Here is a 12,172-nt window from a genome sequence, read left to right on the forward strand (position 1 = left end):
CCCGGTCCGGGGGCCTTGCGAGCGCCCGGCGAGTCCCTCGCCGGGCGTTTTCTTATCGGGTCACGGGGATCGGCGGCGCTACTTGGCGGCGCGGGGCCCGGTCGCCAGACGCCGCCGTCCGCCGCCCCGGCGGCCGCTTCCCGTTCCCGGTCCGGGCAGGGCCGGCGGCTCGGGTTCGCCGTAGTCCTCGGCCTCGACCGGATAGAGGACCGGCTCGGTCAGCATGGGCTCGTCGTCATAGGCCAGCGGCAGCTCCGGCAGCTCGCGCAGGGTGCGCTCGGCCCGCTCGTGGCGCGGATGGATCAGCTCGCCGCTCTCGGCGTAGGTGATGACGAGGCGGGCCCAGTCCGAGGCGTGGTAGGCGAAGGCGCGGCCCTCGGGGTCGAGGTCGGACCAGTCCGGCTCGTGCGGGGCGCTGATGCCCCGCGCCAGCCAGACCCTGGCCTCGTCGGGGGCTCCGGCGGCGAAGGCCGCCCGGGCCATCAGGCCGGCGATGCGGGCCGTGACCGGCTCGGCCTCCAGCGCGCCGGCGGCCTCGTGCGCGGCGGCCGGCTCGCCGGCGATCAGCGCACGCTCGACGTGCAGGATCAGGCTCTCGCGGTGGGTGGGATTGACCGCGGCCAGCTCGGACAGGCGCTGGGCCCGTTCGCGCGGGGTCTCGTCGGTGCGCAGGTCGCGGTAGGCGAGCCACAGCGCCGGATGCGGCGCGACCCGCCAGGCGTTCTCGACCGTCGCGGCGGCCCGGCCGACCTTGCCGGCCTGGGCCAGCAGGCGCGCGGCCATCACCACGCCGGGCGCGAAGCCGGGGGCGAGCTTGGCCGCCTCGACGGCGTGGTCCATGGCCAGGGCCCGGGCCTTGGGTTCGGGCGCATGCTCGAGCTGGGCGGCCGAGGCGGCCAGAAGCGCCGCGCGCGCCCGCTCGGCCACCACCGGCGGCACGATCTTGCGGTCCAGCGCGCCCTTCATGAGGTCCAGCGCCTGGGGCCAGTCGCCGGCCTCCAGCTTGGCCTCCAGCAGGGCCCGCCAGGCCCAGCGGGCGGTGCGGGCCTCGCCATAGGCCTCCTGGGCGTGGCGCAGCGCCGTCTCGCGCGCGCCCTGGGCGGCGGCGAGCTGCATCAGGCCCTTGTGGCCGGCCAGCCGCATCTCGGGAAAGCCCAGCATGGCCGTGTAGGCGGCGCGGGCCTCGTCCAGGTCCCCGGCGGCCTCGGCGGCCTGGGCGGCGAGCACGCGGACCAGGCCCGGCGCGTCCGACGCCAGGTCGGCCGCCTTGCGGGCGAGGCGCCGCGCCTCGGAGCCGTCGCCGCCCGCCGCGGCCAGGAAACCCCGGGAGAGCACGTCGCTGGCCTGCCGCCGGCGCGCCTCGGCTCTCGCCCGTTCGGCCCGCTGCGGCGCATCCAGGATCCACAGCACCGTGCGCCAGGCGACGGCGGCGAGCAGGCTGGCCAGCAGCGCGATGAGGATCGCCGCCGCGGCCGTCATGTCGGCGCGCCAGCCCAGCCAGACCACGCTGGCCCGCCCCGGATCGCCGGTCAGGGCGAGGACGGCCACCGCCACGGCGGCCACCATGAAGAAGACGATCGCGGCGCGGATCATTCAGCCTCTCCATCGCCGAAGTCGCGGATCGCGCGCGCCCGGAGGCTGGCGGCCTGCCGGTCGATCACCGCCCGGCGCTCGGCCTGGGCCAGCCAGGGCGACATGGCCTCGCGCGCGGCCGGCGGCAGGGTCTCCAGCGCCTCCAGCGCGCCCACCACGTCGCCTTCGGCCAAGGCGCGCTCGGCGCGGGCCAGGGCGGCGTCCGGCCCCGACCCCGAGACGTTGCTGATCCGCCGGACGCTCACGATCCGGGTCACGACATAGAGGATGCGGTCGGCCAGCCGGTCCCCGGCGTCGGGAGCCCGCGCCGCGCTGGCCGCGCGCGCGGCGTAGTCGGGGAAGCTGGCGGCGAGCGCGGCCCGGCTGGGCGCCCCCATCTCGGCGACAGGGGCGAGGGCCGCCAGCTCGGGCAGGCCCGGCGCGGCCGCGCGCAGCGCGGCGAGCTCTCCGCCGAACGGGGTCGAGGCCTGGGTGGCGTCCACCAGCGCCGCGGCGGCCAGGGCGGCGGCTGCGGCCTCGCTGGATCGGGCGCCGCGGCTCTCCAGCTCGGCGATGCGGGCGTTCAGGCGGTCGATCTCGGCGGCTTCCGGCGACGGCTCGGGCGGCGGGGCGGGCTCGGGCGCGGCGATCTCGGCCGCGGGCTGCGGCTCCTGCGCGGGCGCGCCCTCCCACAGCCGCGGCGCCAGCACGGCGGCGCCGGCGCCGGCCAGGACGCAGAGCACGCAGAGCGCCATCAGCGACCAGAGGCCCAGGCCCAGCGGCCGACGGCGGTACTCGGCGGGGTTCTTCGGCAGGGCGGGATCGGTGGAGGCGGTCATGGCCGGCGGTCGATCAGGTTGAGGAGCGCCGCTTCGAGCGGGAACGGCGGATAGGTCTTGGCGGCGAGCGGCGTGCGGGCCAGCGGCTTGATGACCGCCTTGGAGAGGCCGAGCGCGCGCAGCTCGGGCGCGGGGTGGGCCTTCAGCACCTTGGCCAGCACCTGCGCCGCCCGCGGCGAGTGCAGCAGGGCCGCATCGGAATGCACCAGGGCCTCGGCGGCCTCGTCGCTGAGCGCCACCGGCGCGGTCTCGTAGAGGACGAGGCGGCGGGCCTCGACGCCGTGCTTCTCGAGGGCGCCGGCGAGATCCCCGGCCGGCTCGGCGGCGCCGGGATGCAGCACCGCGCCCTTCAGCTCGCCCCGACGGATGCCGATGCCTTCGGCCAGGGCCTCGACGTCGCCGTCGGCCGACAGCACCGAGCGGAAGCCGGCCTGCCGCGCCGCCTGCGCCGTGGCGGCGCCGACCGCGAAGACCCTCAGGTTCCGCTCGCCGCAGGCGTCGGCGAAGGCGCGCACGCCGTTGGCCGAGGTGAAGGCGAGGGCGGCGACCCCGGTCAGGTCCACCTCGACGTCCGGCAGGACGCGGACCGCCAGCAAAGGGGCGACCACGGCCTCGTGGCCCAGCGCGCGCACCCGCTCGGCGGTGGCGTCGGCGCCGGGCTGGGCGCGGGTGATCCAGATGCGTTGTCGGCGGGCCGCCATTGCTCCCTTTGTCGCCCCGAACCTCTTTAGCTTTTGGAAACGACCCTGAAGCGCCGCAGGCCCGGGTTCAATCCCGGTGCGCGCGAAGGCCACAGATGCCGCGCCAAGCGTGACCTTAAAGCGACGGCCGGCGACGGGAACCCGGCGGCGTTCCCGCACCTTCCCCTGCGGACCTTTCGGGAGAGCCCATGCGGATCGGGACGAGCCTGCTGATCCTGGCGGCCGGGATCGCGATCAGCGTCGCGGCCTGGGCGGCCTCGGGCGGACGGCTGTTCCTGGTCTTCCTGCCGCTGGTGTTCGGCCTGCCGCTCCTGTGGCGGCGGCGCTAGAGGACGATGGCGTCGCCGGCCTCTTCCTTCACCGCCAGGCCGAGCGAGAGGCCCAGATCGCGCGCCGAGGCCTCGGGATCCGCCATCTGCGACAGCTCGGCCTCGCCCGAATGACGGAAGCGCAGCTTGCCGTCCGGCGACAGGGCCTCGACGATCAGCTTGCACGTCCCGCCTTCCAACCAGGCATGGGCGCCGATCGGCGTGCGGCACGAGCCCTCCAGCGCGATCAGCGCGCCGCGCTCGGCGGCGACGGCCAGGGTCGTCGGGCGGCAGCGCAGCGCCTGCGCCCACGGCAGGTCGCGGTCGGCGGCGCGGGTCTCGACCGCCAGGGCGCCCTGGCCCGGGGCCGGCGGCGCCTCCTTCGGATCGATCAGGCTCTTGGGCAGGTGGCCGAGGCCCAGGCGGCGCAGCCCCGAGTAGGCCAGCAGGATGGCGTCGTACTCGCCCGCCTCGAGCTTGCCGAGGCGCGTCTCCACGTTGCCGCGCAGCAGCTTGGCTTCCAGGTCGGGGCGGCGGTGCAGGCACTGGGCCTGGCGGCGCAGGCTGGCCGTGCCGAGGATGGCCCCTTCGGTGAGGTCCTCCAGCCGCTCGGGGCCGCGGGAAATGAAGGCGTCGCGGGGATCCTCGCGCTCGGGGATGGCCGCGATGCACAGCCCCTCGGGCAGCTCGGCCGGCATGTCCTTCATCGAGTGGACGGCGCAGTCGATGCGGCCGTCCATCAGGGCTTCCTCGATCTCCTTGGTGAAGAGCCCCTTGCCGCCGATCTCCAGCAGCCGGCGGTCCTGCACCCGGTCGCCCGTGGTGGTGATCGGGATCAGCGGCGCGACCCGCTCCACCTCGGCGGCGTTGTCGGGGTCCACGCCAAGGGCGGCGGCGATCCGGCGCTGGACGATGCCCGACTGGGTCAGGCTCAGCTTGGAGCCGCGGGCTCCGATCCGGACGACAGGTTGCGTGGGCACGGTGGGCGGTCTACCTCGGGGCCAGGATTGAGAAGGGCCTGCTACAGGAGCGGGCCGCCCCCGGCAACCGGATGACCGACACCCAGACCACCCTTCATGGCCAGACCGTCCTTGGCCTGGAGACCAGCTGCGACGAGACCGCCGCCGCCGTGGTCCGCCTGGAGGATGGCCGCGCGCAGGTCCTGTCGTCGGTCGTCGGCAGCCAGGTGGCCCAGCACGCGCCGTTCGGCGGCGTGGTGCCCGAGATCGCCGCGCGGGCGCATGTGGAGAGCATCGACGCCATCGTCGAGCGCGCTCTCGCCGAGGCCGGCCTCGGCTACGGCGACCTGACCGGCGTGGCGGCCACCGCCGGCCCCGGCCTGGTGGGCGGGGTGATGGTCGGCCTGTCGTTCGGCAAGGCGGTGGCGCTGGCCCGGAGCCTGCCGCTCGTCGCCGTCAACCACCTGGAGGGCCACGCCGTCTCGGCCCGGCTCGGCGCCGACATCCCCTATCCGTTCCTGCTCCTGCTGGTCTCCGGCGGCCACTGCCAGCTGCTCGAGGTGGCGGGGGTCGGCGCCTGCCGCCGCCTGGGGTCGACCATCGACGACGCCGCCGGCGAGGCCTTCGACAAGATCGCCAAGACCCTGGGCCTGCCCTATCCCGGCGGCCCGGCGCTGGAGACGCTGGCCGAAGGCGGCGACGCGGCGCGGTTCGTCCTGCCGCGCATGCTGCTGGGCCGGAAGGACTGCGACTTCTCGTTCTCGGGCCTGAAGACCGCCGCCGCGCGCATCGCCGAGGGGCTGAACACCGACGCCGAGCGGCGCGACCTGGCCGCCGCGGTGCAGGCCGCCATCGCCGGCCAGCTCGCCGAGCGTTCCGACCGGGCCATGAAGGGCTACGCGCAGGGCCATCTGGGCCGCGGCCTGCGTTTCGTGGTGGCCGGCGGGGTCGCCGCCAACCGCACTGTCCGGGCGCGGCTCACCGAGACCGCGCAGGCGCGGGGCTTCAGCTTCCACGCCCCGCCGCTCGCCTACTGCACCGACAACGCCGCGATGATCGCGCTGGCCGGCGCCGAGCGCCTGGCGCTGGGGCTCGCCGACGGGCTCGACGCCGTCGCCCGCCCGCGCTGGCCGCTGGACGAGGCGGCGGCCGCCGCCAGTCCGACCCATCTTCCCGGCCGCAAGGGAGCCAAGGCATGAAGCGCGCCGGCGTCATCGGCGGCGGGGCCTGGGGCACCGCGCTGGCCCAGGTCTGCGTCCGCGCGGGCCTCGAGACCGTGCTGTGGGCGCGCGAGCCCGAGGTCGTCGCCGGGATCAACGAGAGCCACGAGAACCCGCTGTTCCTGCCGGGCGTGGCGCTGGAGCCCGCCCTGCGCGCCACCCACGACTTCGCGGACCTCGCTGGCTGCGACCTCGTCCTGGCGGTCGCGCCCGCCCAGTTCCTGCGGCCGACGCTGGAGGCCTTCGCCCCCCACGCCCGGGACGGCCTGCCGATCGTCCTGTGCGCCAAGGGCATCGAGCAGCGCTCGCTGAAGCTGATGACGCAGGTGCTGGCCGAGACGGCGCCGCACGCCGCCCCCGCCGTGCTCTCGGGCCCCAGCTTCGCTGGCGAGGTGGCCCGCGGCCTGCCCACCGCCGTGACCCTGGCCTGCCCGGACGAGGCGCTGGGCCGGCGCCTGGCCCAGACGATCGCCACCCCGACCTTCCGGCCCTACGCCGCCTTCGACATGGTGGGGGCCGAGGCGGGCGGGGCGATCAAGAACGTGCTCGCCATCGCCTGCGGCATCTCCGAGGGCCGCGGGCTCGGCCGCTCGGCGCACGCCTCGCTGATCACCCGCGGATTCGCCGAGATGACCCGGCTGGGGGTGGCCCTGGGCGCCCGGGCCGAGACCCTGCGCGGCCTCTGCGGCCTGGGCGACCTCGTGCTCACCTGCTCCAGCGCGCAATCGCGCAACATGAGCGTGGGCCTGGCGCTGGGCGGCGGCCAGACGCTGCAGGAGGCGCTGGCGGGGAAGCTTTCGGTGGCCGAAGGCGTCGCCTCCGCGCCCGCCGTGCGCGAACTCGCGGCCAGGCTCGGAGTGGACGCGCCGATCAGCGAGGCGGTGGCCGCCATCCTCGCCGGCGAGATCGATGTGGACACCGCGATCCAGGGCCTCCTGGCGCGGCCGCTGAAGGACGAGATGGAGTAGCCGATGGCGCTGTACGCCCTGGTCTGCCTGGACAGGCCCGATTCCCTGCAGGTGCGCCTGGGGGCGCGCGAGGCGCACCTCGCCTACGTCCGCGAGCGCCTCAACCAGGTGAAGCTGGCCGGGCCGTTCCTGGACGACGCCGGCGAGATGGCCGGCTCGCTGCTGATCCTCGACGTTCCGGACCGCGCCGCGGCAGAGGCGTTCAACGCCCAGGACCCCTACACCCTGGCCGGCCTCTGGGGCTCGGTGACGATCAAGGCCTTCAAAGCGTCCATTGGCCAGCTCTGAGGACAATCCGGCTCGACCGGCGCCAGGCGTGCGGCTCTGCGCCCTGGCCGACCTCGCAGACCCCGGGACCCGGGGCTTCCGCTTCCGCGAGGGCTCGCGCCTGTTCGCCGGCTTCGTGCTGCGCGAGGGCGAGGCGGTGCGCGGCTTCGTGGACTCCTGCCCCCACGCGGGCTGGCCGCTCTCGGCCCTGGACGACCGCTACCTGACGCGCGACGGGCGCCACATCCTCTGCGCCGGGCACGGGGCGCTCTTCGCCCTGGACGGGGCCTGCGTGGCGGGGCCCTGCGCCGGCGAGACGCTGTCGCCCTGGCCGGTCGTGGTGCGCGGCGGCGAGGTCTTCACGGCCTGAACCGGCGCCCGGCCGTTAACCCTCCGTTAAACTAAAGACTCGCCTCGGCCTCAGCTTGGCCTTAGAGGGTCGCGCCTCGGAACGGCCATCCGTCGAGGACCCGCGAGTGCTCCCCTGGCTGCGCAGCACCTGGCGTCGCGATCACGCCCTGCACCTGACGGGCGCCCAGCTCGCGCTCGCCGCCGCCCTCTCCGCAACCGTCACGCTGGCGGCGGCGCCGGCGCCCGGCCCCGCGCCGACGGCGCCCATCGCGGCCGAAACCGCCCCGGCCATCCCAGCCGCCCTCCCCTCGGCCACAGCCGATCCCGTCGTCCGCCTCCAGGACCTGGCGCCGGAGGCGGCCCGCCGATGGAACGCCGCCAATCCCATCGCCGACCTGCCCAACCCGGCGGCGAAGCCCTTCCGGCTCAAGGCCGAGAGCGTGCTCGACGAGGCCCGGGCGATCGATTGCCTGACGGCGGCCGTCTACTATGAAGCGGCCTGGGAGAGCCCGGAAGGCCAGCGCGCCGTCGCCCAGGTGGTCCTGAACCGCGTGCGCCACCCCGCCTTCCCCAAGACGGTTTGCGGCGTGGTCTTCCAGGGATCCGAGCGGCGGACCGGTTGCCAGTTCACCTTCACCTGCGACGGCGCCCTCGCGCGGACGCCGAACGAGGCCGCCTGGTCCCGCGCCCGGCGGGTCGCGACGGCCGCGCTGAACGGCTACGTCATGCGGAAGGTCGGCAACGCCACCCACTACCACGCCGACTACGTGGCGCCGTACTGGAGCCCGAACCTCGTGAAGGTCGCCAGCGTGGGCGCGCACGTCTTCTATCGCTGGACCGGCGGCTGGGGCCTGCCCCCGGCCTTCGGCGGCCGCTACGAAGGCGGCGAGCGGGCGCTGGAGATGGCGAAGCTGGACGGCCTCGCCGCGGGGGACGAGGCCCGCCTGCAGCTCACCGCCGCGATGGTCCCGGCCGCTCCGCCGGTCCAGGCGCCGGCCGTCGAGGCCGCCGTGCTGGCGCCCGAGGTCGCCCCGGACGCAGACCAGCCGCTGGTGGTCGCCGCCGAGGTGGTGGCCGCGGACGCCGACGCCCTGGTCAGGCCCGAGACGCTGGACTGGGCCGGACGGCCGAAGCCGCGCGAGCCCGTCCGCATCGCCGTCCCGAGCGCCTGGCCGAGCCCGGGCCCCGGCCTCTCGCCCTACTGATCAGCTCCAGGCTCAGGCCGGCGCGGCTTCCGCGCCGAAGGCGGCGACGTCCTCCAGCAGGGCCGCCGCCGCGGTGCGCACGAGTTCGCCGCCCTTCTCCGGAGTCGCCTGCCCCGGGTCCGACCCCATCCGCCCGTCGGCGTAGCGGGCGCGGAAGTCGGTCGCCTCGCGGATCGGCCCGGTGGGGGCGATCTGCGGCGCGTAGTTCGCCGACTTGATGGCCTGCGGATAAGCCCACTGGGTCACCGCGATCTCGGAGGGAGTCGCGTGGCTGCCGTGGCCGGTAGGGAACTGGCTGTTGGCGAGCGCCGTCACGCCCTTCAGGTCCCACCAGTTCTTCAGCTTGCAGGCGAAGCCGCGCTTGCGGCCGGCGTAGCTCGCCTCGGCGTACAGCTCGGAGAACGCCGCCTCGATGGTGGCCACGTTCCCGCCGTGGCCGTTTAGGAAATAGAGCTTCTCAAACCCCGCATGCCCCAGGCTGCGGCACCAGTCGCCGATCGCCAGCATGAAGGTCGACGGCCGCAGGGCGATGGTGCCGGGGAAGTCGAGGTGGTGCTGGGCCATGCCGATGTTGAAGGTCGGCGCCACCAGGATATCGCCCTGCTTCTCGGCCTCGTGGGCGATGATCTCGGGGCACAGCCAGTCGGTGCCGAGCAGGCCGGTGGGGCCGTGCTGCTCGTTCGAGCCGATGGGGATGACCACCGTCTCCGACCGCTGGAGGAAGCCCTCGATCTCGGCCCAGGTGGAAAGGTGCAGCAGCATGGGGCGCTCCAGTCATCGGGCGCCGGCCGCGCCCCAGGTCGTACTTGGTCTTCCTACTTAGTCGCCCACCGCGGCGACTTCGACCGTCAGGTCCATCGCCTGCATGCCGACCAGGCGCCAGCCATCCTCCCGCTTGCGGAAGGAGAGCAGGCAGCGCCCCTTGGCGTTTTCGTCCGGCAGGCAGGCCCGGTCCCGACCGGTGATCTTCATCTGCGCCGCCAGCGGCTCGCCGTCATCGGCGCGCACCACCCGGATGGCGGCCGGGCCGATCATCCGATCCAGGGCGAAGTCCGACGGGCCGCCGTCCACCTCCAGCCCCTCGGCGCGGGCGAGCTCGACGATCTGGCGGCGGACGTCCTCACGCACGGCGGGGCGGTCGATCTCTGCCTCGAAGGCCACCCGGTCGCCGGCCTCGGCCGCGGCGAGCAGCCGAGCGGCGCTCTGCGCCGCGTCCGCCCTGGCCCGGCCCTCGCAGCCGCCAAGACCCAACGCCAGCGCCCCCAGCGCCACGACCACACCCGTCCGAAGCATCGGCGGAAAATGCCGGGGCGCCTGAGTCCCCGCAAGCTGAGCCATGCGAAGATGACCCTGCGGCGTGTTGCGCCGGAGGGCCTTCCGGGAATACTGCGTCTGGACGGTAGCGAGTTCGGAGGCGGCCATGTCGGACGGCGAGGTTTTCCCGGTTCCTGAGGAATGGGCCAAGCGGGCCCACATGGACGCCGCGGCCTACGAGGCGGCGTGCCGACGGGCCGACGAGGACCCCGAAGGCTTCTGGCGCGAGGTCGGCGAGCGGCTCGACTGGATCACCCCCTTCACTCAGGTGAAGGACGTCTCGTTCAACCGCGAGGACTTCCGCATCCGCTGGTACGCGGACGGGGCGCTGAACGTCTCGGTCAACTGCCTGGACCGGCACATCGAGACCCGCGGCGATCAGGTGGCGATCATCTGGGAGAGCGACGACGGCCAGGTGTCGGACAAGCTCACCTACCGCCAGCTCCTCGCGGAGACCTGCCGGTGGGCGAACGTGCTTAAGGCCAAGGGCGTCAAGAAAGGCGACCGGGTCACCATCTACCTGCCGATGATCCCGGCGGCCGCGGCGGCGATGCTGGCCTGCGCCCGGATCGGGGCGGTGCACTCGGTGGTGTTCGGCGGCTTCTCGCCCGACAGCCTGGCCGGCCGGATCCAGGACTGCGACTCCAGGATCGTCATCACCGCCAACGAGGGCCTGCGCGGCGGCAAGGTCGTGCCGCTGAAGGCCAACGTCGACGAGGCGCTGAAGACCTGCCCGGGCGTGACCGACGTCATCGTGGTTCGCCGGACCCAGACCGAGGTCCCGATGACCCCGGGCCGCGACGAATACTACGGCGACCTGAAGAAGACCGTCCCCGACACCTGCGACCCCGAGCCGATGAACGCCGAGGATCCGCTGTTCATCCTCTACACCTCGGGCTCGACGGGGAAGCCCAAGGGCGTGCTGCACACCACCGGCGGCTATCTCGCCTGGGCGGCCTACACCCATGAGCTGGTGTTCGACTACCGGCCCGGCGAGGTGTTCTGGTGCACCGCCGACGTGGGCTGGGTGACCGGCCACAGCTACGTCGTCTACGGCCCGCTGGCCAACGCGGCCACCAGCCTGATCTTCGAGGGCGTGCCCAACTATCCGACCTCGTCGCGCTTCTGGGAGGTCTGCGACAAGCACAAGGTCGAGATCTTCTACACCGCCCCGACGGCGATCCGCGCGCTGATGCGCGAGGGCGAAGAGCCGGTCCGGCGGACCAGCCGCTCCACGATCCGCCTGTTGGGCACCGTGGGCGAGCCGATCAATCCCGAGGCCTGGCTCTGGTACCACCGCGTGGTCGGCGAGGGCCGCTGCCCGATCGTCGACACCTGGTGGCAGACCGAGACGGGCGCGTGCCTGATGAGCCCGCTGCCGGGCGCGACGCCGCTGAAGCCGGGCTCGTGCACCAGGCCGCTGCCCGGCGTGAAGCCGCAGCTGGTGGACGCCGAAGGCAAGGTCCTGGACGGGGCGACCAGCGGCAACCTGTGCCTGACCGACAGCTGGCCCGGCCAGATGCGGACAGTCTACGGCGACCACGAGCGGTTCATCGTCACCTATTTCACGACCTATCCGGGCAAGTACTTCACCGGCGACGGCGCCCGCCGCGACGAGGACGGCTACTACTGGATCACCGGCCGCGTGGACGACGTGATCAACGTCTCGGGTCACCGCCTGGGCACGGCCGAGATCGAGAGCGCGCTGGTGGGCCACGAGGCCGTCGCCGAGGCGGCGGTCGTCGGCTACCCGCACGAGATCAAGGGCCAGGGGATCTACTGCTACGTGACGCTGAAGGTGGGCGAGCACCCCTCCGAGGCGCTGCAGGCCGACCTGCGGGGCTGGGTCCGGCGCGAGATCGGCCCGTTCGCGGCGCCCGACGTGATCCAGTTCGCGCCCGGCCTGCCCAAGACCCGGTCGGGCAAGATCATGCGCCGCATCCTGCGCAAGATCGCCGAGGACGACCTCGGCAACCTGGGCGACACCTCGACCCTCGCCGATCCGGCGGTGGTCGACGACCTGGTCGCCCATCGCGCAGGGGCGAGCGCGGGCGACGTCGTCGAGCTCGCGGGCCGGAAGCTGCCGGCCGCCGAGCTCGAGCAGCTCATCGTCGAGAACACCCCGGTCGCCGACGCGGTCGTGGTGAGCCCGCGGGGCAAGGGCCTGTGGTGCTTCGTGGCGCTGGAGCCGGGCTTCCAGCCCAGCGACATCCTGAAGGCCGACATCCGCGCGGTGCTGAAGCGCCAGGTCGGCGAGCACGCAGTTCCCGAGTTCGTCTACGTCGGCCGCGATCTGCCCCGTTCGGCCGGCGGCGAGGTCGTGCGCCCGCTCCTGCACCGCATCGCCGAGGGCGAGCCTGTGGGCGACACGAAGGGCCTGTCCAACCCGGCGGTGCTGGACGACCTGCTGAAGGCGCGGGCCGAAGCTGTCGCCTGACCTGCCGCCTGCGCTGAGGGGCGCCATCGCG

13 protein-coding genes and 1 pseudogene are annotated in these 12,172 nt (G+C 74.2%); 8 read left to right on the forward strand and 6 right to left on the reverse strand.

Going from position 1 to position 12,172, the window contains the following annotated elements:
- Nucleotides 1-78 precede the first annotated feature (78 nt).
- Genes PHZ_RS18830 through PHZ_RS18840 form a run of 3 tightly spaced genes read right to left on the reverse strand, consistent with a single transcriptional unit; the run spans nt 79 to nt 3,112 of the window.
- A complete protein-coding gene (locus PHZ_RS18830) occupies nt 79-1,593 on the reverse strand; it encodes a heme biosynthesis HemY N-terminal domain-containing protein (RefSeq protein WP_012523949.1) in 1,515 nt (504 codons plus the stop codon).
- Entirely contained in the window at nt 1,590-2,411 is an 822-nt protein-coding gene (locus tag PHZ_RS18835) for a COG4223 family protein (protein WP_012523950.1), read from the reverse strand. Before PHZ_RS18835 ends, PHZ_RS18830 begins: the two co-directional genes overlap by 4 nt.
- Nucleotides 2,408-3,112 (reverse strand): uroporphyrinogen-III synthase, encoded by a 705-nt coding sequence (locus PHZ_RS18840; RefSeq protein ID WP_012523951.1) that lies wholly within the window; start codon nt 3,110-3,112, stop codon nt 2,408-2,410. Before PHZ_RS18840 ends, PHZ_RS18835 begins: the two co-directional genes overlap by 4 nt.
- Before the next feature lie 188 nt (nt 3,113-3,300).
- Between PHZ_RS18840 and PHZ_RS23275 the strand changes: the two genes are divergently transcribed.
- Entirely contained in the window at nt 3,301-3,441 is a 141-nt protein-coding gene (locus PHZ_RS23275) for a hypothetical protein (protein ID WP_183280419.1), read from the forward strand.
- On the opposite strand, the gene hemC is transcribed toward PHZ_RS23275, so the two are convergent.
- Nucleotides 3,438-4,400, reverse strand: a complete 963-nt coding sequence (gene hemC, locus PHZ_RS18845; protein WP_012523952.1) for a hydroxymethylbilane synthase — start codon at nt 4,398-4,400, stop codon at nt 3,438-3,440. The genes PHZ_RS23275 and hemC overlap by 4 nt on opposite strands.
- Nucleotides 4,401-4,471: 71 nt before the next feature.
- Here hemC and tsaD point away from each other — a divergent pair, with 71 nt between their 5' ends.
- The 5 genes from tsaD to PHZ_RS21940 all read left to right on the forward strand — a co-directional run bounded on the left by tsaD (nt 4,472) and on the right by PHZ_RS21940 (nt 8,390).
- A complete protein-coding gene (tsaD, locus tag PHZ_RS18850; protein WP_012523953.1) occupies nt 4,472-5,578 on the forward strand; it encodes a tRNA (adenosine(37)-N6)-threonylcarbamoyltransferase complex transferase subunit TsaD in 1,107 nt (368 codons plus the stop codon).
- Nucleotides 5,575-6,567, forward strand: a complete 993-nt coding sequence (locus PHZ_RS18855; protein WP_012523954.1) for an NAD(P)H-dependent glycerol-3-phosphate dehydrogenase — start codon at nt 5,575-5,577, stop codon at nt 6,565-6,567. The genes tsaD and PHZ_RS18855 overlap by 4 nt, the downstream gene beginning before the upstream one ends.
- A 3-nt stretch (nt 6,568-6,570) precedes the next feature.
- A complete protein-coding gene (locus PHZ_RS18860; RefSeq protein ID WP_012523955.1) occupies nt 6,571-6,855 on the forward strand; it encodes a YciI family protein in 285 nt (94 codons plus the stop codon).
- A complete protein-coding gene (locus PHZ_RS18865; RefSeq protein ID WP_012523956.1) occupies nt 6,842-7,204 on the forward strand; it encodes a Rieske (2Fe-2S) protein in 363 nt (120 codons plus the stop codon). The genes PHZ_RS18860 and PHZ_RS18865 overlap by 14 nt, the downstream gene beginning before the upstream one ends.
- 106 nt (nt 7,205-7,310) lie before the next feature.
- Nucleotides 7,311-8,390, forward strand: a complete 1,080-nt coding sequence (locus tag PHZ_RS21940; RefSeq protein WP_049758347.1) for a cell wall hydrolase — start codon at nt 7,311-7,313, stop codon at nt 8,388-8,390.
- Between the two features lie 12 nt (nt 8,391-8,402).
- Here the strand turns inward: PHZ_RS21940 and PHZ_RS18875 are convergent, their stop codons facing one another.
- Together PHZ_RS18875 and PHZ_RS18880 are read right to left on the reverse strand one after the other, a co-directional pair.
- Nucleotides 8,403-9,152: a creatininase family protein gene (locus tag PHZ_RS18875; protein ID WP_012523958.1), complete on the reverse strand. Its 750-nt coding sequence runs from the start codon at nt 9,150-9,152 to the stop codon at nt 8,403-8,405.
- 57 nt (nt 9,153-9,209) lie between these two features.
- Nucleotides 9,210-9,683, reverse strand: coding sequence for a hypothetical protein (locus PHZ_RS18880; protein WP_148216917.1), 474 nt, complete (start codon nt 9,681-9,683; stop codon nt 9,210-9,212).
- Between the two features lie 127 nt (nt 9,684-9,810).
- Between PHZ_RS18880 and acs the strand changes: the two are divergent.
- A pseudogene (acs, locus tag PHZ_RS18885) lies at nt 9,811-11,745 on the forward strand (acetate--CoA ligase); the annotation flags it as partial.
- A 39-nt stretch (nt 11,746-11,784) separates the two neighbouring features.
- On the forward strand, nt 11,785-12,141 hold the full coding sequence (locus tag PHZ_RS23665; RefSeq protein ID WP_269079173.1) for an AMP-binding enzyme: 357 nt from the start codon (nt 11,785-11,787) through the stop codon (nt 12,139-12,141).
- Nucleotides 12,142-12,172: the final 31 nt, after the last annotated feature.

Source organism: Phenylobacterium zucineum HLK1 (assembly GCF_000017265.1).
Classification (GTDB): Bacteria; Pseudomonadota; Alphaproteobacteria; order Caulobacterales; family Caulobacteraceae; genus Phenylobacterium; species Phenylobacterium zucineum.

Coding starts and splice junctions, on each gene's coding strand:
- PHZ_RS18880 (WP_148216917.1), bottom strand. CDS start 9,683: ATGCTTCGGACGGGTGTGGTCGTGGCGCTGGGGGCGCTGGCGTTGGGT.
- PHZ_RS18835 (WP_012523950.1), bottom strand. CDS start 2,411: ATGACCGCCTCCACCGATCCCGCCCTGCCGAAGAACCCCGCCGAGTAC.
- PHZ_RS18860 (WP_012523955.1), top strand. CDS start 6,571: ATGGCGCTGTACGCCCTGGTCTGCCTGGACAGGCCCGATTCCCTGCAG.
- PHZ_RS23275 (WP_183280419.1), top strand. CDS start 3,301: ATGCGGATCGGGACGAGCCTGCTGATCCTGGCGGCCGGGATCGCGATC.
- PHZ_RS18875 (WP_012523958.1), bottom strand. CDS start 9,152: ATGCTGCTGCACCTTTCCACCTGGGCCGAGATCGAGGGCTTCCTCCAG.
- PHZ_RS18830 (WP_012523949.1), bottom strand. CDS start 1,593: ATGATCCGCGCCGCGATCGTCTTCTTCATGGTGGCCGCCGTGGCGGTG.
- PHZ_RS18855 (WP_012523954.1), top strand. CDS start 5,575: ATGAAGCGCGCCGGCGTCATCGGCGGCGGGGCCTGGGGCACCGCGCTG.
- tsaD (WP_012523953.1), top strand. CDS start 4,472: ATGACCGACACCCAGACCACCCTTCATGGCCAGACCGTCCTTGGCCTG.
- PHZ_RS18840 (WP_012523951.1), bottom strand. CDS start 3,112: ATGGCGGCCCGCCGACAACGCATCTGGATCACCCGCGCCCAGCCCGGC.